Genomic DNA, 20699 nt, shown 5'->3' on the forward strand with positions numbered 1-20699 from the left:
CGAACGGTGGAAGTGCGAATGCGGATGCTATCCGTGACCACTGCGCCCACGCTCCTGAAAATTCCAGCCCTGCGGCAGCAAGGCGGCCGGCAGGGCGGGGATCGGCTCGGGGCCGGGCTGCCCGGGCGTGGCGACCAAGGGCCGTCGGAGCCACGGATACCGCCTCCTCGGCGCCGCTCGCTCACCTCTGGCCGTCTCTTGGCCCTCTGTCGTAGCTCCGCCTACTGGTCCCGAAGTCCCGGCTCAGACACCGGGGAGCCTTCTCGCTCAGCAGTGACATCCTGTTGGAGCGCGCCGCTCAAAGGGTTGTGCTTCCGGTCGTTGGTGTGAACCCAGATGAGGCAGTCGTGCCAGGAATCGCGTTCGGCGTCCTGGTGCGTCCATTGGCGGCAGTGCCGTGAGAGGCGTTGTTCGAACCGGTAGCCGACGCGCTGGGCGAGCCGTAGCGAGGGCTCATTGCCGGGTTCGATCTCCAACCAGACCCGGGGAGCGGCGAGTTCGTCGTGGATCCACAGCGTCACGGCGATCACAGCACGGGAGGCGATTCCTCTGCCGCGCGCTTCCGGACGCACCCAGTACGCCAGCTCGGTGCTCCCCGGGCGCTCCGGTATCAGCCCGACCGCGCCGAGAAGCCGTCGGCCCCGCAGGATGCCCAGGGAGAACTGACCTGCCGTGGCGGGGTCCCAGGCGGCCAGCGCCACTTGCGCGTCACGCAGCGAGTACGGACCGACCGGATGAGCGCCCCACAAGGACCGTCCCGGCTCCCCGCTCGTGGCCTCGACGAGCAAGGCGGCGTCGGTCGAGACCAGGGTACGGAGCCGCAGATCGCCAAAGCCCAGCTCCACGTCTGTGAACCGCATCGCTACCTCTTGAACCTCGTCATCGGCCATCATCACTCTGTCTCGGGGGCGGCCCTGCCGTACCTCGCTCAGCGCGGGGCGCTCGGCGGATCAGTCCTCGGGCCGGAGCCAGCCGATGCGCAGTTCTTCCGCACCCGGGCGGAACGTCCGCGTGAGCTCGGCGCGCTCGGGGTCGCCTGCGGGGAGGTTTTCGGCGAGGAGTGCCTGCGCGGCGATTGCCTGGGGTCGGGCGCCGAGTGCGGCGCGCAGGTGGAGTGAGCGGCGCAGCATCGACATCCGCTCGGCGGGCTCCTTGTGCGGTGCGAGGTGCCGGATGATGTAGGACTCGAAATAGCCGTCGCCGTACTTCGTCGCGACCTCGAGAGCCGTCTCGTAGAGGGGGAGGGCCCCGGCCGGGTCCTCGTCGATGTTGTCCAGCAGGACGGCCCAGTGGTACTCGGCCCAGGCGCGCTGCTTCTCGTCTCCCGTCTCGACCGCCGCGCGGTAGCCCGCCTCAGCCACGGCGCGGTCGTCCGTGCGGGGGTCGCGCTGGAACAGCAGGCGGCTGTAGGCCAGTCGCGCTGTGAGCAGGTGCGCGATCGGTGATGCGGGATCGAGCGCCGCGACCGCCTTCTCGGCCTCCTCGTGACCCTCCATCTGGAAGAACCAGCGGTCGACGGCGATCTCCGCACGCAGCTCGGGCTCGACGTCCGGGCCCAGGGCGGCGAGCGCGGCGTCCCACTCCCCCGACATCTGCAGGCGGCGGGCCACGTAGGCGTTATCAGCTATCATGACACCTACAGTAGGTAGCGGCGATGTAGGTGGTCAAGTGCAATACGGTGACTACATTGGAAACGTGACGCGGTTGGCCGTCGAGCTGGCCAATACGGGGACCCTCGACCAGTGCGGCGAACTGGTCGCCGCGTTCTTCGCAGAGCACGATGTCACTCCGCCGCCGGACGGTGACTACGGCGAGCTGCCGGACATCGTGCGCACGGCCCTGGCACAGTGGGTCGACGGCGCCTCCCCCGAAGCCGTGCACCGCCTGCTGCGCGATTACCCACCGGACATGCACCTGTCCGACCATGACGGCGGCGGCTGGCACATCCACTTCAGCCGAAACGGCACACCGGCCAAGCGCTGGGTCGGCCAGCTGATCGCCGCCAAACTCGCCCTGGTCGTGGCCGGGGACCCGGCGGTGACGCTGGGGCGGTGCGCGGCGACCGGGTGCAGGAACTACTTCGTGGACCAGTCACGGAACCGGACGCGCAGGTTCTGCTCCAACGCGTGCGCGAGCCGGACGACGGTCGCAGCCCATCGGGCCCGCACGGCGAAGAAGTCCTAGCAGAATCCGTTGTTGAGCCGATCAGGCCGACGCAGCCGGGCAGCACAGCGGGTTCAGAGCGCGTTCTCACCCTCGACTGCGCGCCATCACCTGCCGGCGGGCAGTCGTCGGGGCCCAAAACCACCGTGCCGGCGGACGGCTCGGCCGAACTATGCGTCGCGCCTGTGCAGCAGCAGGCTGCCGACCAGCAGCGCGGCGGCGGCCCACGTCGCGAGCACGCCCATGCCGGCCCATGGGCCTATGGGCAACCCGTGCAGATGGACGGTGGCTTGGATCCAGATGGACGGTGGCTTGGATCGCGAGCGCGGCAGGCGCGGGTGGGATCTTCTGGAGACGACGCTGCCACTCCGGGCCGTTGACCACCCGGGTGACGACCGGGAAGACGCGGAACAGCCTGAGCACGATCCCAGTGACACTCGCCGCGTCCCGGACCACGGTGACCACCAGCCGCCTGCGCCGCAAACTCTGCACACCCCCGGTCATCGCCACCACACCCGGCGTGGGTATCGGATCACCGACCCAAGCGCCCGACCCCACTGAGAGCGGAGATCGGCATGGCGGGTGCGGGTGGCGCGGGCGCCGCCCCCGTCGTCATGCCGTGCTGCGACATCCGGTGAGGAGGAGGGCGACCATGCGCTTGGCGTCGGCCTGGTCGTAGTCGGGGCCGGTGATGCAGAGGTTTCCGACGGCACGCATGAGCGTGTACGCGGCGACGTCTGGGCGGAGTTCGTCGGCGGCGGCGCAGGCCTCCAGCAGCGTCGCGCAGGCCGGGACCAGGGTGTCGAGCATGAGGGCGTGGAGGTTCTCCAGCCCTGGATCGCCGGACCCCAGCGCCGCGCCGAGGCCGTGCTTGGTCACGAGGAAGTCCACGAACGCGTCCGTCCACAGGGTCAGCGCGGTGAACGGCGAGGCGGACTCCTCGAGGAGCCGGGGTGCGAGAGCGGCGCAGGCGTCGATCTGGTGCCGGTAGAGGGCGGTGACGAGGTCCGCGCGGGTCGGGAAGTTCCGGTAGACCGTGCCGACACCGACGCCGGCGCGTTCGGCGATGTCACGGACGGGCGCCTGGACGCCCTGCTCGACGAAGACCGCCGCGGCGGCCTCAAGTACGCCGCTGCGGGTGCGCTGCGCCTGTGCTTGGCGTACCCCGACCGACTCCGCCACGGATGCCTCCCTTTACTCGCGGAACAATGTTCCGCTAGGTTGGCGGAACATTGCTCCGCCAAAGTATGGCAGAGCCGCTTCGCAGAGAAAGCACAGGTCTGCCATGTCTTCCCGCCTCCTCGGTCCGCAGATCGTCTCGGTCAAGCCCATCGTCGTTCCCGCACCTGGCCGCGGCATCGACCTGCCGGTGAAGGTCACCGCTCCCCCGTCGGGCCAGGCCCTGCCCCTGATCGTCTTCTCCCACGGCAACGGGTGGTCCCTGGACGGGTACGAGCCCCTCGTCGACCGGTGGGCCGCCGCCGGATTCGTCGTGGTGCAGCCCACCCACCTGGACTCCCGCCGCAACGCCATCGGCTGGGACGACCCGCGCTTCGCCACCATCTGGCGCGTGCGGATAGCCGATCTGCACGCGATCCTGGACAACCTCGGCGACATCCTGGCCCAGGCCGGTCTGGAGACCCGCGTCGACCGTGAGCGCATCGCCGTGGTCGGCCACTCCTGGGGCGCCCAGACCGCGGGCGCCGTTCTCGGTGCCCGCGTACTCGACGCCGACGGCGTTCCCGGCGAGGACTTCTCCCACCCCGCGGTGTCGGCCGGCGCCCTGATCGCCGCGGCCGGAACCGGCGACACCCTCACCCCGTTCGCCGCCGAGAACCTTCCGTTCATGAAGCCGGACTTCTCCACCATGGCCACCCCGGCCCTGGTCGTCGCGGGCGGCAAGGACCAGTCGCAGCTCTCCACCCGGGGGCCGGAGTGGTTCACCGACGCCTACCACCTCAGCCCGGCTCCCAAGAGCCTGCTCACCATCGCCGAGGCCGAGCACACCATGGGCGGCATCGCCGGCGAGAGGGTGGCCGAGACCACCGACGATGACCCCGCCCGCGTCGCCCTCCTCGCCGACGCGATCTCCGCCTACCTCCGCGCGGCCCTCGGCCTCGACGACGCCGGGTGGACCCGCCTCGTAAGCACGGCCGAGGACCGCGACGGTACGTGGAGCATCACCGGCAAGTGAGCCCGGTCGGACGGTCCGGGGGCCCGGCGCCGAACGGTCGAGCAGAAGAAAGCCCAGGTCCGCCCGGCGGCCGCAGTCCGCCGGGTGCCGTCATGACGCTTGCTCGAAGGCGAGGTCGCTGGCCAGCACCGCGGCGCCGGTCACGCCGGCGCGCGGCCCCAGCTCGGACAGCACGACGGGCAGGTTCCTCGTCGCGAGCGGCAGTGACCGGTGGTAGACGACGCTGCGGATCTCGGCGAGGAGGATGTGGCCGAGCTGCGCGAGCCCGCCGCCGATCACGATCATGGAGGGGTTGGCGAAGCTGACCAGACCGGCGAGCACGCCGCCGACGTGGCGCCCACCGTCGCGGATGAGCTGGATGCACGCCGCGTCCCCCTCGGACGCGCCCTCGGCCACGTCCTTCGCGGTGACCGTGCCGGAGGCGGCCAGCCGTTCGGCGAGTGCCGGGGACCGATGCGAGGAGGCGGCCGCGGTCGCCTGGCGGGCGAGTGCGGCGCCGCTGAACAGCGCCTCGACGCAGCCGACGTTGCCGCAGGAACACACTGGCCCCTGCGCGTCGAGCTGGATGTGCCCGATGTCGCCGGCGCAGCCGTCGGTCCCGCGGTAGACGTTGCCGTCCTGGTAGATGCCGCACCCGACCCCGGTCCCGATCTTGACGAACAGGAAGTCGTCGACCGAGCGCGCTGCGCCGCTCTGCCGCTCCCCCACCGCCATGATGTTCGCGTCGTTGTCGACGACAGCCGGGCAGCCGTGTTCACGGGTGAGGTACTCGCGCACGGGGAAGCGGTCCCAGCCGGGCATGATCGGCGGCGAGACCGGTACACCGTCACGGAAGCTCACGGGACCGGGCACCCCGATGCCGACCGCGGTGAGCCGCTCGTAGGCCCCCTCGGCGCGGGCTTTGGCGAGCAACTCGTCGGCCCGGCGGAGGATCGCCTTCGGCCCGGAGCGGAGGTCGGCGGACTCCTGGTACGCCGCGACCTGCTCCAGCCGGCCGTTGGTCACCGCGACGTCGATCGAGGTGACGCCGAGGTCGATGGAGGCGAAGCGCAGACCGGGGTTCAGCTCGACGAGTGTGGAGCGGCGGCCGCCCCGGGAGGCGGCCGCCCCTGCTTCGGCGGCGTAGCCCGCCGCGATCAGACGCTCCAGTTCGGCGAGCAGCCGCCGTCGCGACACCTCGAGTCGGTCGCCCAGCTCGGCACGTGACAACGCGCCTTCGTCGCGCAGCAGCCGCAGCAGCTCGGCGTGCAGCGGTTGTGGGCTTCGCACGGGGTCCCCTCTGAGGCGTCCATATCAGCGCATGCCGCGCCGCGGTCCTCACGATAGTGACTCCGGTCAGGAGCGCTCCATACCTTCCCGTCGCGTCACCGGCGCCGGGTCGCCTTCTGGCTGGTTGTACGTCCTGGTGGCGGGATGGCTTGAGGATGCTCGGGGCGATGCGGGACACCCGGGCTCGGGACAGGGTTCGTCGCCAGGCGTCCCGAGCCGCCGCGACGGCCACCGGGTGGGTGGCCGCCGCGGCGTGAGCGGGATGGAGCGCCGACCGGTGTCAGCCGCGCAGTGCCGCCATGCCGGCCGCGCTGATCCTGGAGAAGCGCAGGGACTGGCCCGGGTCCGAGGAGCCGCCCGGGGCGTTGTCCTGCTCGTAGTTCGCGTTGTAGTGCCCCTTGGCGCCGACGCCCCGGTAGAAGGTGGTGTAGTCGATGTCGCTGCGGGGGTCGCCGAACGGAATGAAGTTGTAGCCGTTGCCGACGCCGGGCGCCTCGCCGGTGGCGTCGCCGTCCTTGGCGTGGAAGAGCTGGTAGCGCTGGGGCTGCTTGGCGACCTGGGCGGCCGGGTCGAAGACGTCCTCGACGCGGTTGCCCTCCCAGTCGTAGCGCCACCGCCACTGGTGCTGGGCGACGTGCGCCCAGTAGACGTCCATCTCGATGACGCACAGGGCCGGGTCGGTGACGTCGAGGTAGTGCTGCATGAGGCGTTTGCCCGACTCGCCTCGTACCTGGGTGGGCGCGATCGGCTTGCCGGTCACCCGGTCCTGGGTGACGGTGACCATCGGTCCGTCCTGCAGGAAGTTGTAGGCCGGGGAATGGTTGTGGGTGTAGAGGTGGATGCCCGACTTCTGGCTGATGGTGTTCAGGGCCTCCCACTTCTCACCGGCGACGGTCCACGGCTCGATGTTGCGGTTGCCCGAGCTCGTTGGGTCATTGCCGGTGCCCATGAACGGCATGCCGAGTATCGCCGCGAACTCCAGCTCGGTCTGCAGCCGTTCGTAGTCCTGCGCGGCCATGGTGCCGCCGGCGCTGTTCGGGCCGTACCAGGTGCTGGGGATGAAGCCGTGGTTGCCGATCGTCTCCAGGCCGTAGGCGTCGAGGAAGCCGCGCAGGGTGCGCGCGTACGCCAGGTACGCCGCCCGGGACTGCGGCGTGGTGACGCCGCCGGGCGCCGGGTTGGGCACGTCGCCGCCGGGGTTCGCGGCGTTCTGGCCGTAGCCGGCGAACTCGATCTGCTTGAAGCCGCACTTCGCGAGGAACTCGAACAGTTCCGCCCAGCCGCCGGGCAGCGGTACGAGCGGGCCGAGGTCGGTGGGGTCCTTCGGGAAGTCGGGGCCGCCGAGGTAGCCCATGGTGGGGGCGACTCCGAGCGCTCTGCTCGCCGCGATGCCGACCCGGGTGGGCACGTCGCGCTGGCTGTAGGTGATGGTGCCCAGCTTGCCGGCGGGGATGAGTCTGCCGTTGGCGGCGCTCGCCCGGGCCGGGGTGAACACGGACGCCGGGCCGATCGGGCTGAGCGCCGCGGCCACCGCCGCGCCCGCGCCGACCATGAAGCGGCGCCGGTTGAGGTTGCTGTTGAAGCCCATGGTGGTGCCTCTTTTCGACGTGGCTGTACCTGATCAGTGCCGGGGCCGGGGGCGCCGCGGTGAGTGTGCGGCGCCCCCGCCACCGGGTCGTGCTAGGGAGCGCTCACTCCTTGTCCGCCGAACTCGGCCCAGTTGAGGTTGAAGAGGTTGGCGCCGGTCTGGCCGCCGGTGACCGACCGGAACACGAGGTAGATCTTGTGTTTGCCGCCCGGGTCGGTGACCGGGAACTTCTGGCTCCGCCAGGTTCCCGTGTCACCGGTCGAGGTGAGGTTCGCCGTGGTGAGGACCGGCCCGCCGGCCGAGTCGAGGTGGACCTCCACGGCGGCCATCGGGCTGCCCGCGGGCACCTGCGTCGAGGTGCTCGCCACCCGGAACGTCAGCGCGTCGATGCTGTGCAGGTCGAACGGCCCGTTCAGGGCGATGTAGTCGCCGTCGCCGAGGCTGCCGCGGTGCTGGCTGCCGCCGGCCGGGTCGTTGGTCGTGGCGACGTTGGTGCCGGACTGGTCCAGGGCGAACTCGACCTCCTGGCGCTTCTGCCGGACCTGGTTCTGGGTGACCGTGGTCAGCGCCGGTACGCCGCCGGGACCGCCGCGGTCGGTGTAGGAGGCGCTCACCACGCCGAAGACGTTGCCGCCGTGGGAGACGTCGTCGGGGTCGGTCTGCAGCACGCCCGAGCAGCCGTGGACGGACTGCTCCGCGTGACCGTGGGTGTCGTGGCCGAGGACGAACGTCACCTCGACGCGGCTGCAGTCGATCGTCCCGTCCTCCGGGTCGGTGACGGTCACCGAGAAGGGGATGTCCTCGCCGAAGGAGAACAGACCGCCGTCGACCGGTGCGTTGGCCTTCACGACGGGCGCGGTGTTGCCGACCGTGACGGTCGTGTTCGCCGAGGCGGACTTGCCGCTGGAGTCGATCACCGTCAGCTTCGCGGTGTACTGCCCGGGTGTCGTGTAGGTGTACTGCGGGTCGGGGTCGACGGAGTCGACGACTCCGTCACCGTTGAAGTCCCACTCGAACCGGATCGAGTCGGCAGCGTCGGGGTCTCGCGAACCGTCGCTGGAGAACTTGACGTTCAGCGGTGCCGGACCGTTCGTCGGCGTGGCCGTGAGCTTCGGGATCGGTGCGCGCTGGCCCTTGACGTAGTCCCATCGGTACAGGCCGGCGTCGGGGTTGCTGTTGAAGAAGCCGTCGCCGTAGGCGAGCAGGTAGAAGTGGCCCTTTCCGTCGAACTGGAGGTCCATCGGGTTGTCGCACTCGAACGGCTTGCTCGTGTCCGGGACCCGCTGGGCGTTGAGTCCGGCGCAGTCGAGCGCGTCGTTGATCTTGAACACCCGGTTCTTGGAGTCCAGGCGGACCTCCTTGACGGTGTCCCGGGTGAACTCGCCGGTGAAGATGGCGTTGTCGTAGTACGGCGGCAGTTTCGTCCGGTCCGGGCTGTCCGGGTCGAAGTGGTACTTGGCCGCGCCGTGCGGGCCCACTCCGCCGGTGCCGAGCTCGGGGAACAGCCGCGGGCAGGTGGTGGCGCCGGAGCCGTTGTAGTACGCGGCGCACGGCGTGCCGATCGGGTTGTCGGCCCGGTTCTCGGGCGTGAACGAGTACCAGATGTCGGCGTTGGCGACCGGCGGGGCGTACTCGAGACCGGGCTCGACGGACGGCCCGCCCTCTAGGTTCCACCGGGAGTCGTTCCGCGGTCCGCGGTTGGGGTTGTCGCACTCGAACGGCTGCGCGGGGCTGTCCAGCGGCGTCGAGGTGTTGAAGTTCCAGCGGTAGTACGGCAGGTCCTGGCGCACGCACATCGGCCAGCCGTAGTTCGCCGGCTTGCGCACGATCTCGACCCGGCCGGTGCCGGCGGGCCCGCGGAAGTTCTGCGGGGTCTGTGAGTCGGGCGAGTAGTCGGTGATGTAGGCGACGTCGTTCTCGTCGACCTGGATCCGGAACGGGTTGCGGAAGCCCATCGCGTAGATCTCCGGGCGGGTCTTCTCCTTGCCGACCGGGAAGAGGTTGCCCGAGGGCACCGTGTAGGCGCCGCCAAACTCGTTCTGGGCGCCGGTGGCGATGTCGCCGTCCTTGACCGAGATGCGCAGGACCTTGCCGCGCAGGTCGTTGGTGTTCTGCGCCGAGCGGCGGGCGTCGACGAACGGGGCGTTGTACTGCCCGGTCGTGGTCTTCATGTCGTTGAAGGGAGAGAAGCCGCCGGAATTGCCGCCGCCGGAGGGGGTGTCGTCGCCGGTGGTCAGCCACAGGTTGTCGTGGCTGTCGAAGTCGATGTCGCCCGCTACGTGGCAGCAGGCGCCGCGGTTGACGGGAACGCGCATGATCTCCTGCTCGGACCCGACGTCGAGGTGCGCCGGTGTGTCCCCGTCGGCGTCGACGAACTTGAACCGGGACAGCTGGAAGTACCCGACCCAGGGGTCCCAGACGGACGGCGAGGCACCGGTGGTCGGCGCGTCCGCCGTCGGCGTCGTCTGCGTGACGACCTCACCGGTCGACAGCTTCACGTCCTTCACGGTGGGGGGCGCGTAGTAGAGGTAGACCCAGTGGTTGGTCTCGAAGTCGTTGTCGATGCCCGGCCCGTACATGCCGTCTTCGCTGTTGGTGTAGACGGGGATCTGGGCCAGCACGGTGGTCTTGTTCGACTTGGGATCGTGCAGCCGGATGCTGCCGCGGCGGTCGGTCTGGAGGGTCCGGCCGTCGGGAAGGACGTCGAAGCCGATCGGCTCGTTCAGGTTCGGCGGTGTCGCGACGGCCGTCTGCTGGTAGTTGGACAGCACGGTCGCGCCGCAGTCGGAGTACACCGGGTCGGCCTGGCCGGCCGCCCACTTGATCGCGCCGCCGAGGTGCGAGCGCATGTCCTTCTCGCCGAAGCTGTCGGCGGTGTTCCCGAGCGCGGTGTAGAAGGAGCGGCCGCCCTCCCAGTCCTTGCACCAGGTGACCGGGTGGTCGTAACCCATCTTGCCGCCGCTGATGCCGGTGAGGTCTCCGCCCCACGACTGCTTCTTGAAGGCGTCCTCTACGACGGTGGCGAGGACATGGCTCTTACCCCGCACATTGGACTTGAAGTTGTACCAGTCGTCGGTGTGGGTCCAGTACTCCGGCAGGTTCTTCGACGCGTCATGGACGCGGTCGGCGACCTTGATGGTGCCTGGCTGCACTCCGGCCCGGCCGGAAGCACGGGTGCCGAGCGCATTGGAGAGGAAGGTCCAGTCGGGCTGGGCTTCGATCGCCGAGCCGATGCCGACGAAGCCGCCGCCCGCACGGTAGTAGGCCTCAAAGGCGTCCTGCTGAGCGGTGGTCAGCACGTCGCCGCTGGTGTTGAGGAAGACGACGGCACGGTACTGCTTGAGGTGCTCGCCGTCGAACTTGCGTGCGTCGTCGGTGACTTGCACCGCGAAACGCAGCTGGTTGCCCAGCTGTCTGATGGCGCTCACGCCGGCGTCGGTGACCGCCAGGTTCGGGTCCGCGGACTTGGTGAAGACCAGGACTCTGTACTGATTGCCGGAGCTTTCCTGCGCCGCGGCGTCCGGTGGGGACGCAGCGGCGGGGACGGACACCGACGCCAGGCCGATGAGCATGCTGCCCACGAGTGCGAGCAGCGTGCCGAACACGGTGAGGCGGCGGCGGAGGGCAACGCGCATGGAACCTCCTCAGGGTTGGGCGAGACCAACGGGCCCTCGTGCGGAGACGGCCCGGCCGGGAAGGGTGCGGTATGCGCCGGAATGTTCAGAACCAGACGGACGGGTGATGGATCGCAGCGGTGCGGCGGGACGGGGACGACGTGACGGCAGGTGCGTTCTGCTACGCCCGAGCTGCGCGTCAGCGCCCACCGGGATGGCTGGTGGGCGACTGGCTCGGTCCAAGTTCTGGCGGGATCGTATAGCCGCGAATGCGCCAAAGATAGAGCCCGTTGCGCGGAAGTTTCACCCAAAGATCTAGAACTTCTGCTCACTTGGACAAAAGTCGGCCGGCAGCGAGAAGAACATCGCTGCCCAGCCGACGATCCACGGCGGCACGTCGGCCTCATCGACGGCGTGATGCGCGAGGCACTGCGCCCCGAAGACCACGCCCTGGTCGTCACGAAGGCGGGGGCTGATCTCAACCCCGGCGCCGCCGCGGCCGGCGCAGCGGCCCGAGCAGTCGCGCGCCGGCGTCGGACCGCCCTGCGCGACGAGGGCCGGATCGGCGTGATCGGCCGGAGCGGCATCACCCTCGACGGCGTGCGTCGTCCTGCCCGCCGTCGTCGTCTCCGTGCGGAACGCCTACGGTCCGTGAAGCGGTCAGTCGAGGAGCAGGGGATCGGGCAGGGCGGCCGCCGGGTGCATGCGCAGCAACGTGTGCACGACGCCCGCGAGGCCTGGCATGAGGCTCGGGGGGAAGGCCTCGTCCGGATGCCGGCGGCCAGAGCCTGCGAAACGGTGTTCGCCGTCCGAAACGCCTCGGCCTCCCGGGTGCACGGCTGGATCGTGACGCCTCTCCCCCACCCCGCGAAAGCCCTCGGGCTCCGGACGAACGCGAGCGGCCCCGCCGGAACACCGCCCGGCGGGGCCGCTCGTCGCGCCGCAGCTAGTTGCTGCGGCCCGCGGGATCGTGGGCGACGCTGTCGCGGCCCTCGCCCCCGTGGGCCGGGTCCGCGCCGGCGGAGCCGGGCCCGGTCCCGACGGCGCGGTCACCGTGTCCCGGCCACCAGGCGGCGTGCCCGATGAGCGCGGTGAGACTGGGCGTGAAGAACATCGACATCACGAAGGCGGCGACCGCGATGCCGAAGGAGACGGCGAAGCCCATCTCCGTGAGCAGCGAGTTGCCCGCCAGCATCATCGTGGCGAAGGTGGCCGCCAGGATGAAGCCGGCCGCGGCGACGGTCGGCCCGGCGTGCCGGAGTGCCATGCCGGCGGCCTCGCGCGGCTCGCGCCCCTCGCGGGCCTCCTCGCGCAGCCGGGCGATCATGAGGATGTTGTAGTCCGTGCCGATGGCGACCACGAAGAGATACATGATCACCGGCAGCATGAACATCAGGCCCGGATGGCCCTGGCCGTTCTGGAAGATCCACACGGTGGCACCGAGGGTGGCGCCGAAGCCCAGGCCCACGGAGGCCATCAGGTACCAGGGTGCGACCACACTGCGCAGCAGCAGCCCCAGAATGACCATGATGAGGACCGCGGCCACCGGGAAGACCGTGCGGTAGTCGTGGTTGACCGCGGCGTCGATGTCCTTGTAGATCGAGGACATGCCGCCGACCAGTGCCTCCGTGCCGTCGGGGGCATCGGCGTGGGCGACGTCGCGAACCCGGCCCACGGCGTCGATGGCCTTGTCCGTCGACGCCTCGTACTTCAGCGTGACCGTGAAGTCCGCGGTGGTGCCCGCCTTGTTGACCTGGGTCATGCGGGCGTCCGCGACTCCGTCCACGGCGCCGAGCCTGCGCGCGTAGGAGTCGAACGCGCCCCGGTCCAGCGGCTTGCCGTCGGTGCTGGACAGGTAGACGTCGGTGGGAGCGGCCGCGCCCGCCGAGTACGCCTTCTGCATCTCGTCCTGGGCGACCATGGACTCCTTGGTCTTGGGCATGGAGCCGGACGCCAGGTCGAAGGTGGCGTTGAAGTTGAGAATGCCCAGCGACAGCACGACCAGGACGAGTCCCGACAGTCCGGCGGTCAGCGCAGGGCGGCGCTGCACCCCGCGGCCCAGGGCGGCGAAGCGGGCGTTCTCCGGTTCCCGCTGCCAGGACTTGGACGGCCAGAAGACCTTCGGCCCGATGAGCGAGACCACGGCCGGGATCAGGGTCAGGCCCGCGACCAGCGTGGCGGCGACCGCAATGGCGAGCGCCGGTCCCATCTGCCTGAGGAAGCCGAGCGTGGACAGCACGAGCGCGAGGAAGGCGATGATGACCGCCCCGGCGGCCGAGGCGATGGCCTCACCGACCCGGTCGACCGCGTTGACCATGGCCTGCTTGGGTTCGTCTCCGGCGCGCAGGCGTTCGCGGTAGCGGAACATCAGGAACAGGAAGTAGTCCGTGCCCACGCCGAAGAGCACGACGATCAGGATCGACGAGATCGAGCTGTTGGCCTGGAGGTCGAACAGCTTGGTGGCGTAGGCGATCAGCCCGTTGGCTACGGCGGACACCAGGCCGATCAGGATCAGCGGCAGGATGGCGAGGATCGGCGCCCGGAAGATGATCAGCAGCGTCACCAGGATGATGACGAAGGTGCCGATGCCGATCAGTGCCTGTCCGCGTTTCGACGAGTCCTGCTGGTCGAGTGCCTGGGCCGCGGAGCCGCCCAGTTTGACCTCCAGGTGCGTGCCCTTGGCGAGTTGCTTGACGTCGTCGCGCAACACCTTGGCCGCGTCGGCCTGTTCGGGCTGGCCGGCCTTCTTGCTGTCCATCTGGACCAGGGTCAGGTCGTACCTGCCGTCCTTGGACGGCTGGCCGGGGACGACCTTCTGCACCTGGTCGATGTGCTTCTTGCCCAGCTCGGTGGTGATCCGGGCGACGTCCTGCTTGTCGGCGTCGGTCAGCCGGCCGCCGTCGGTGCGCTGGTACAGCGCGATCGCGGACGGCGTGAAGGCGCTGGGGAACGCCTTCTGCTGCAGGTCCGCCGCTCTGATGGACTCGTAACTCTTCGGCAGGAAACTGCTCTCGTCACTGTTCGAGGGCAGGGCGGGAGCGGTGGCGACGATCGCCACCGCGGCGATCAGCCAGGCCACGATCGTCCAGACGGGATGTCGGACGACAGCGTTGCCTATTCGTCGGAACATGCGGGGGGTCCTCCTGGACAGGAAGATCACCGCAGCCCGGGGAGCGGTCCCCGGCATCGGCGACCCCGGCCGGCGCGCGTCCAACACACCGGCCGAATGGTTGTCTTAGGGTCACATGCTAGTGACCGCGCAACGGGATCATCCCAGCAGGCGCGCCCAGGCACGACCGGATATCGGGCGGCCCCCGCCGGCGGGCCGGAAGGAGCACCGGACATGACCGCGAACAGCGTCCCAGGGATGCCGCACCGCACTCCCGAGGGCATCCTCTGGGAGCCCAGCGGCCGCTGGGTGCGCGGCCGTACGGCCGGGGTCACGGTAGTCGACAGCCGCCATCCCGTCCTCGTGTGGGAACCCGGCGTACCGGTGCCGCTGTACGCCTTCCCGCGCGGCGAGGTCCGCGAGGACCTGCTGCGCCCGGCGCGGAACCCGCCCACCGGCACCCACACCGGATCGACGGTCTTCTACGACCTGGAGGCGGGCGGCGGGTCACGGGCGAACGCCGCCTGGACCTTCCCCTCGGACGCCCTGGCGGACCACATCGCCTTCGAGTGGGCCCGGCGCACCGGCACCGGCCTCGACCACTGGTACGAGGAGGAAGAGGAGATCTTCGTCCACCCCCGCGACCCGCACAAGCGGGTCGACGCCCTCCCCAGCAGCCGGCACGTCCGCGTCGAGATCGGCGGCACACCGGTCGCCGACACCCGCCGCCCGGTCCTGCTCTTCGAGACGGGCCTGCCCACCCGCTACTACCTTCCCCGCGAGGACGTACGCCTGGACCTGTTCGAGCCCACCGAACACAGCACCGGCTGCCCCTACAAGGGCACCGCCGCGTACTGGTCCTGGCGCGCCGGGGACGACGTCCCGGCCGACGTGCTGTGGAGCTACGCCGATCCGCTGCCCGCGGCGGGCGCGATCAAGGGGCTGCTCGCCTTCTACAACGAGGCGGTCGACATCACCGTGGACGGCGAGCGACTGGAACGCCCGGTCACCCACTTCACCCGGCGCCCCTGAGGCGCCGGGCGCCCCGGGGTGGGGGTACCGGCTCGGGGCGCGCCGGGGTGGCGGTAGCGGCCGGCGGATCGCCGGGGTGGGGGTACCGGCCGGTGGATCGCCGGGCTCGCTGGAGAACGATCCCGTGCTGGGCGAGCTGGGGGTACGCACGACCACGAACCCGATTCAGCTCGCGCTGTGGGCGCAGTCCGGGCCCGTGGTCGTGTTCGCCACATACGCCTCCCTCGTGGACCGTGAGGACTTCGACGACCCAGAGGGCCAGGGACGCGTGCGCGGGCCTTTGGAGGCAGCTCTGGCGGGTGGGGAGCGGCTGTACGGGCAGCAGATGGCGGGCTTCGACCTCGCCATCGTGGACGAGGCCCACTCAACCGCCGGTGATCTTGGTCGGTCGTGGGCGGCGATCCACGACAACGCCCGTATCCCCGCGGACTTCCGGCTCTACCTGACCGCGACACCGCGGATCCTGGCACCACCCAGGCCGCCACGCGGGAAGGACGGGCGCGAGCTGGAACTCTGCTCGATGGGCCAGGACTCCCCCACCTCCGGGCCGTGGCTGGCCGAGTTCGCTCTCGCCGAGGCCATCGAGCGAGGTGCCCTCGCCGGGTTCGAGATCGACGTCCTGGAGATCGAGGACCCCGACTACTTTGTCGGCCTGTCCGACGAGGCGCGGCGTGGTCGGCGCCTGGCGTTGCTGCAGGCTGCCCTTTTGGAGCATGCCAGTGCCCGCAACATCAAGACGATGATGACCTTCCACAGCCGGGTCGAGGAGGCCGAAGCCTTCGCCCTCAACCTGCCGCAGACCGCTGCGGACCTGTATGCGGACGAGGTCACCGCCCACGCCCTGAGCGAAGCTGCCGACCGGCCGTGCTCTCCGCTCGGCGCCGTGCCCGGAGATGTCGAGGAGGCTCGCCGGCACGTCCCCGCGGACCGGGTGTGGGCGGCGTGGCTGTGCGGGGACCACCTCGTCACCGAACGCCGCGAGGTCCTGCGCCAGTTCGGGAACGGCATCGACGCCGCGGGCCGGCGGGTGCACCGGGCGTTCCTCGCCAGCTGCCGCGTCCTCGGCGAAGGAGTCGACATCCGCGGCGAGCGGGGAGTGGAGGCCGTCTGCTTCGCCGACACCCGCACCTCCCAGGTCGAGATCGTGCAGAACATCGGCCGGGCACTACGCCCCAACCTCGACGGCACCACGAAGGTCGCCCGGATCATCGTGCCCGTCTTCCCCCAGCCCGGCGAAGACCCCACCGACGTGATCGCCAGCGCCTCCTACACCCCCCTCATCGCCGTCCTCCAAGGCCTGCGCTCCCACTCCGAACACCTCACCGAACAACTCGCCAACCGGGCCCTCACCCGAGGAACGCGGAACGTGCATGTCCGGCGGGACGCCGACGGACGCATCATCACCGGCACCCCCACCGGCACCGGCCCGGAAGGGCCGGAGGCCGAGAACGGCACGGTGGAGTCGGAGTTGCTGCAGTTCGCCAGCCCCCGCGACCCCGCCACCATCGCGGCGTTCCTGCGCACCCGCGTCTACCGGCCGCAGTCACTGGTCTGGCTCGAGGGCTACCAAGCCCTCCTGCGATGGCGGGTGGAGAACAACATCAGCGGGCTGTACGCCGTGCCGTATGACGTCGAGGTCGAGGTGGGGGTGACCAAGGCGTTCCCGCTGGGCAGGTGGGTCCACCAGCAACGCAAAGCGCTACGGAGTGGCGAGCTCGACCCCCACCGCAAGGAACTGCTCGACGCCCCCGACGCCGGGATGGTCTGGGAACCCGGTAACGAAGCATGTTTGTGCGGTAGTACACCGCGACCATCAGGATCCGCTCGGCCAGCGGCAACGACCACGGCCGGCCCCGCAGGGTGCCGTTGCCGCCCCGGTCCCGCACCACCTTCAAGAGACCCGAAAACTGCGTCATCCGCAGCCCCGTGAACGTCTCCACCCACACCCGTTCAGCACGTAACACCGCGGCCACACCTAGGAGATGCCCAGCTCACGGCCTTGTGCAACACCCTTTAGGGAACGGCATCCAGCCCGGCGACCTGCTGCGCGTCACCGGCACCCTGGTCCAGCCGCCCGCGCCCGGCGAGCCCGCCCGCCTCACCGTCGATGCCCTGGAAGTCCTTCGGTTCCTTCACCGACTAGCTGGAGTCAACGCAGGCGATAGCGGTCTGGGCGGCGCGGCTGTTGTGTGTGGGGTCGCTGTCGGCGGAGCAGGTGTCATCGAGCAACTGCCACAGCGTGCGCATGGCTCGACGGGCCGTGAGACGTGCTACTCCCGCCTCATCCCCTGGCAAAGACCGACACCACGTGATGGGGAACGCAGAACGGTCCGCCGAATCCGTCGACGGACCGCCACGAAGATCCGAGATCAGTATCCGCGCGTCCAGGGCGAACAGGTCTCGCTGCCAATCGGACCGGCACACACCTTGAACTGATCGATGCTACCGCCATCGGCAGGCCGCTCTGATCCGCAGCCGGCACTGGACCCGTTGGCGTCGCCGACGTAGTCCTTCAGTCCCTTGGCGGTGATGTACCACGTACGTACGCCGAGGCCGTCGGCTCTGACGTCACAGGCCTGAACCGTGGTGCTGTAGTTGTATGACTTGCCGGAGCCGGCCTTGGCTCCGTTGACGTACACGACTGCCGTTACGTCCGCCGCGCTCGCCGGCGATGCAGCGAAAACCATCCCCAGTATTGTCGCAGCAGTGAGCCCCGCTATGCGCACTGACCTGGCCATGTACTTCCTTTCCGAAGGTCTTCGTAACTGGTCTTCACTCTTCCTCGAATTACGGGCCAGGCTCCCGTCTCCTGTCAGCCCGCAGCCCGCGCGCTTGTCGAGGGCATGCCTAATAGTTGTGGGAGGCGGCCAATCGATCATTGATGAGGAGTGCCAGGTGCTTGACGATGCGTGCCACGTGGGACCCAGTCCGCTTGGTGCTGCCGGCGATAGTCCTGCGGGCCGAGTCCGTACACGGCGCGGAACGCCCGGGAGAAGTGCGCAGGATCCGCGAAGCCCCAGCGTGCTGCCAGGGCGTGGATCGGTTGGCTGCTCAGTAGAGGATCGGTCAAGTCGCGGCGGCAGCGCTCCAGTCGGCGGGCGCGGATCCACCCGGCGACGGTGGTGTCCTGGTCCTGAAAGAGCCGGTGCAGGGTACGCAAGGATATGTGGTGGGCTGCGGCGACCGCGCCCGGAGAAAGGTCTGGGTCACTCAGGTGCTGTTGGATGAAGGCATGGATCTCCCTTAGAAGGGCCCGCTGGTGGGCCTGGGACGGCAGTGACGCGGAAGCGTCGAGGTGGTGGGCGAGGAATGCGGTGAGCAGGTCAAGGGTGCAGATGGCCAGGCGGGAGCCGTCCGCCGCTGCGTAGGTGGCAGCGTTGGCGACCAGCTGGGTGAGGTAGCCGGACAACAGGGCGCCTATCCCCTCGCGGCCGGGTAGCCGCACTGCAGTGAGCTGATCCACCCTGGTCGCGGGCAGCGGCAGCAGGGCCCGGGGGAATTGAACCATCACTCCTCTCACGGTTCCCGCGGTGTCCTGGTCAGCGGATGCCCAGCCGTGCCAGGGGCGTGAGGTGTCGTAGAGCATCACCTCCCCTGGGCCGCTTGTGGTGTCCTGACGGTTCTGGAGGATTCGGTGGCTGCCGTGCAGGTTCAGCATCAACTGGTAGGACTCAGGATCGGAGCGTCGGATCATCTTCGTCGTCCGGCGGGTCTCCAGCGACGGATAGCCCAGCGCGGATACCACCACCGAGCCCAAATCCAGCCTTCGCATGCTAGCCCGGAAGTTCGCCTCATGATCGCTTCGAATCATGCTGGGTATCAACGCACTGGCCGTCATGTCGTGCCAGGAGCCGAACCTCTCGACCACTGGCAGTTCTTCCGTCCGAAACTCCGTCAACATCACCATTCATCCCCCAGTACGTTGCTGCATCCAAGACGGTCTTGCCGGCGGTGAGACCACTCCGGGCCGCGGGGGATCCTCCACAGCCAGGCAGGATGACGGGATCCCGCGAGACGAGGTAGGAGTCGGGAAGGCCCGAGCGCCCGCGGGAACGACCTGACCGGCCGTCGCAAACAGCAGCGAAGCCCTCAGACAGAGCAGCCGTGTCGTGGCGCGCATCCATTCACCCCCGAACGAAGTGGTGCAGGGCCTGCTGCACGAACTACCCCGGCCGACCCGGCCCTCGGTCCGTCGGCGATCAGGCCGCGGTCCACCAGGCTGCGCCAAACAGGCATGCTGCCTCGACATTCCGTGCCATGATTCGAACAGGTTCGAAGGCATCGGACTGGTTTCAGTCTCACATCCACTGGAGCCCATAGAGCGTTCGCACGCATTTACCGCTCTCCGTCGGCGATGCCACGCAGTCAGACACTCACCGCCGCAGGGCGTGAGGTGAGTGCCGAATGCCTTGGCCAAGGACTGGCCATCGGGAGATCGATCCGTGGGCTGGCTCGCGCGAAGGAAACTTGGGACGCTGAGGCGATCTACGGGCGGTGGCTCGGCTGACCTGGGCGAAGCTCTACCCGTCGCTCAACTGGTGTTGAGGCCCTGCTGCACAGCGATGAGTTTTGAGGTGGTCCCCGGTCTACCGGTCACACCGCTCCATCGCACTCGGGTCAGGGGTCATCTTGAAGCTTCTTCTTACGGCGGCGGGTATCACCAACGCGAGTATCCAGGACGCGCTCGTGCGGCTGCTGGGCAAGCCGATCGCCGAGTCCGACGCCCTGTGCATTCCCACTGCGGGGTACGGGCACCCCATGGGCAGTCCAGCCGGGGCTTGGCGGTTCATCAGTGGACAGTCTCGCCTGCGCATGTGCGACCTAGGGTGGAAGTCCTTGGGAGTGCTGGAGCTCACGGCGTTGCCCAGCATCGGTGCAGAGCGTTGGGTCCCCTGGGTCCAGGAGACGGACGTCCTGCTGGTGAACGGTGGCGATGCGCTGTATCTGGCCCACTGGATGCGGCAGTCCGGCCTGGCGGACCTGCTGCCGTCGTTGAGCGAGAAGGTTTGGGTGGGGTTGAGCGCCGGGAGCATGGCGATGGCCCCTCGTATCGGCGAGTACTTCGTCGAGTGGACGGCGCCCACCGGGGACGACAGCGCGCTGGGCGTCGTCGACTTCTCGATCTTCCCGCATGTGGATCACATGGACCTGCCAGAGAACACCATGGCGGAGGCGGAAAAGTGGGCAGCCAGCCTCCCGAATCCCGCATACGCAATCGACGACGACACCGCCATCACGGTCGTCGACGGTGCGGTCGAGGTCGTCTCCGAGGGCAAGTGGCGTTACTTCCCGGCCTGAGCGAGCGCCGCCCGGGCGTCCGGCCAGTTCGTCCATCAGTACCAGCGCCGCATTGGGCCCTCACACAAGGGCCCGAAACGCAGTCGCCTTCCGTGCCCGCGCGGATGCTGCTGACCATCATCCGCAGCGGGCCGGCCGCAACGCCCCTGGGGTCGCCGGGAGGGTCGTGCGCCAGCCGCTCGAGGTGAGTGCCGGGCCCGCCGGCGCCTCGTGCGATCGCTGCGGTGGCGGTGCCCCGAGGAGGGCATGGCCGCGTCTGCCGTAACGGGCGGCAACGACCTCGGCGCGAACCCAGGCACCACCCTGCCCCGATTACAAGCCGCCTCCGACAACTCGGCTAGTGTGATGCGCCAGAAATCCTGAGGGTTAGTTCTGCTCTGTTTTCTGGCCGGTGGTGCCGACCTTGGTGAGGTAGTCGGTGAGGGAGTTGAG

At 69.4% G+C, this 20699-nt stretch carries 14 protein-coding genes and 2 pseudogenes; 5 read left to right on the forward strand and 11 right to left on the reverse strand.

The window, feature by feature from the left end:
- Positions 1–221 precede the first annotated feature (221 nt).
- Positions 222–890 carry a GNAT family N-acetyltransferase gene (locus tag ACFQ9Z_RS18665; protein WP_383018382.1) on the reverse strand — a complete coding sequence of 223 codons (669 nt, stop codon included), beginning with the start codon at positions 888–890 and terminating at the stop codon, positions 222–224.
- A 60-nt stretch (positions 891–950) separates the two neighbouring features.
- Positions 951–1631 (reverse strand): hypothetical protein, encoded by a 681-nt coding sequence (locus ACFQ9Z_RS18670; RefSeq protein WP_383018385.1) that lies wholly within the window; start codon positions 1629–1631, stop codon positions 951–953.
- Positions 1632–1695: 64 nt separating this feature from the next.
- On the opposite strand from ACFQ9Z_RS18670, the gene ACFQ9Z_RS18675 reads away from it, so the two are divergent.
- On the forward strand, positions 1696–2184 hold the full coding sequence (locus ACFQ9Z_RS18675; RefSeq protein WP_383018388.1) for a CGNR zinc finger domain-containing protein: 489 nt from the start codon (positions 1696–1698) through the stop codon (positions 2182–2184).
- 591 nt (positions 2185–2775) lie between these two features.
- Here the strand turns inward: ACFQ9Z_RS18675 and ACFQ9Z_RS18680 are convergent.
- Positions 2776–3345: a TetR/AcrR family transcriptional regulator gene (locus ACFQ9Z_RS18680; RefSeq protein WP_383018391.1), complete on the reverse strand. Its 570-nt coding sequence runs from the start codon at positions 3343–3345 to the stop codon at positions 2776–2778.
- 103 nt (positions 3346–3448) lie between these two features.
- Between ACFQ9Z_RS18680 and ACFQ9Z_RS18685 the strand changes: the two genes are divergently transcribed.
- Entirely contained in the window at positions 3449–4357 is a 909-nt protein-coding gene (locus ACFQ9Z_RS18685) for an alpha/beta hydrolase family protein (protein WP_383018394.1), read from the forward strand.
- A gap of 90 nt (positions 4358–4447) precedes the next feature.
- On the opposite strand, the gene ACFQ9Z_RS18690 is transcribed toward ACFQ9Z_RS18685, so the two are convergent.
- The 4 genes from ACFQ9Z_RS18690 to ACFQ9Z_RS18705 all read right to left on the reverse strand — a co-directional run bounded on the left by ACFQ9Z_RS18690 (position 4448) and on the right by ACFQ9Z_RS18705 (position 13958).
- Positions 4448–5626 carry an ROK family protein gene (locus ACFQ9Z_RS18690; RefSeq protein ID WP_383018397.1) on the reverse strand — a complete coding sequence of 393 codons (1179 nt, stop codon included), beginning with the start codon at positions 5624–5626 and terminating at the stop codon, positions 4448–4450.
- Positions 5627–5906: 280 nt separating this feature from the next.
- Entirely contained in the window at positions 5907–7214 is a 1308-nt protein-coding gene (locus ACFQ9Z_RS18695; RefSeq protein WP_383018400.1) for a sugar phosphate isomerase/epimerase family protein, read from the reverse strand.
- A 92-nt stretch (positions 7215–7306) separates the two neighbouring features.
- Positions 7307–10849, reverse strand: coding sequence for a ThuA domain-containing protein (locus ACFQ9Z_RS18700; protein WP_383018403.1), 3543 nt, complete (start codon positions 10847–10849; stop codon positions 7307–7309).
- A 925-nt stretch (positions 10850–11774) separates the two neighbouring features.
- Positions 11775–13958 carry an MMPL family transporter gene (locus ACFQ9Z_RS18705; RefSeq protein WP_383018406.1) on the reverse strand — a complete coding sequence of 728 codons (2184 nt, stop codon included), beginning with the start codon at positions 13956–13958 and terminating at the stop codon, positions 11775–11777.
- Positions 13959–14171: 213 nt separating this feature from the next.
- Between ACFQ9Z_RS18705 and ACFQ9Z_RS18710 the strand changes: the two genes are divergently transcribed.
- Both ACFQ9Z_RS18710 and ACFQ9Z_RS18715 read left to right on the forward strand, forming a co-directional pair.
- On the forward strand, positions 14172–14969 hold the full coding sequence (locus ACFQ9Z_RS18710; protein ID WP_383018408.1) for a DUF427 domain-containing protein: 798 nt from the start codon (positions 14172–14174) through the stop codon (positions 14967–14969).
- Positions 14970–15075: 106 nt separating this feature from the next.
- Positions 15076–16755, forward strand: a pseudogene (locus tag ACFQ9Z_RS18715) (Helicase associated domain protein); the annotation flags it as partial.
- Here the strand turns inward: ACFQ9Z_RS18715 and ACFQ9Z_RS18720 are convergent.
- The 4 genes and pseudogenes from ACFQ9Z_RS18720 to ACFQ9Z_RS18735 all read right to left on the reverse strand — a co-directional run.
- Positions 16754–16942, reverse strand: a pseudogene (locus tag ACFQ9Z_RS18720) (IS5/IS1182 family transposase); the annotation flags it as partial. The pseudogenes ACFQ9Z_RS18715 and ACFQ9Z_RS18720 sit on opposite strands and share 2 nt — an antisense overlap.
- Positions 16943–16982: 40 nt before the next feature.
- A complete protein-coding gene (locus ACFQ9Z_RS18725) occupies positions 16983–17105 on the reverse strand; it encodes a hypothetical protein (RefSeq protein ID WP_383018411.1) in 123 nt (40 codons plus the stop codon).
- Between the two features lie 233 nt (positions 17106–17338).
- Positions 17339–17656, reverse strand: a complete 318-nt coding sequence (locus tag ACFQ9Z_RS18730; protein ID WP_383018414.1) for a hypothetical protein — start codon at positions 17654–17656, stop codon at positions 17339–17341.
- A 188-nt stretch (positions 17657–17844) separates the two neighbouring features.
- Positions 17845–18876: a helix-turn-helix domain-containing protein gene (locus ACFQ9Z_RS18735; RefSeq protein WP_383018417.1), complete on the reverse strand. Its 1032-nt coding sequence runs from the start codon at positions 18874–18876 to the stop codon at positions 17845–17847.
- A 722-nt stretch (positions 18877–19598) separates the two neighbouring features.
- Here ACFQ9Z_RS18735 and ACFQ9Z_RS18740 point away from each other — a divergent pair.
- Positions 19599–20267 (forward strand): Type 1 glutamine amidotransferase-like domain-containing protein, encoded by a 669-nt coding sequence (locus ACFQ9Z_RS18740; RefSeq protein ID WP_383018420.1) that lies wholly within the window; start codon positions 19599–19601, stop codon positions 20265–20267.
- The last annotated feature ends 432 nt before the right edge of the window (positions 20268–20699 follow it).

Origin of the sequence: Streptomyces sp. NPDC056580 (assembly GCF_042793175.1) — a bacterium.
GTDB lineage: Bacteria > Actinomycetota > Actinomycetes > Streptomycetales > Streptomycetaceae > Streptomyces.

Coding starts and splice junctions, on each gene's coding strand:
- ACFQ9Z_RS18730 (WP_383018414.1), bottom strand. CDS start 17,656: ATGGTTTTCGCTGCATCGCCGGCGAGCGCGGCGGACGTAACGGCAGTC.
- ACFQ9Z_RS18695 (WP_383018400.1), bottom strand. CDS start 7,214: ATGGGCTTCAACAGCAACCTCAACCGGCGCCGCTTCATGGTCGGCGCG.
- ACFQ9Z_RS18735 (WP_383018417.1), bottom strand. CDS start 18,876: ATGGTGATGTTGACGGAGTTTCGGACGGAAGAACTGCCAGTGGTCGAG.
- ACFQ9Z_RS18670 (WP_383018385.1), bottom strand. CDS start 1,631: ATGATAGCTGATAACGCCTACGTGGCCCGCCGCCTGCAGATGTCGGGG.
- ACFQ9Z_RS18710 (WP_383018408.1), top strand. CDS start 14,172: ATGACCGCGAACAGCGTCCCAGGGATGCCGCACCGCACTCCCGAGGGC.
- ACFQ9Z_RS18665 (WP_383018382.1), bottom strand. CDS start 890: ATGGCCGATGACGAGGTTCAAGAGGTAGCGATGCGGTTCACAGACGTG.
- ACFQ9Z_RS18705 (WP_383018406.1), bottom strand. CDS start 13,958: ATGTTCCGACGAATAGGCAACGCTGTCGTCCGACATCCCGTCTGGACG.
- ACFQ9Z_RS18685 (WP_383018394.1), top strand. CDS start 3,449: ATGTCTTCCCGCCTCCTCGGTCCGCAGATCGTCTCGGTCAAGCCCATC.
- ACFQ9Z_RS18700 (WP_383018403.1), bottom strand. CDS start 10,849: ATGCGCGTTGCCCTCCGCCGCCGCCTCACCGTGTTCGGCACGCTGCTC.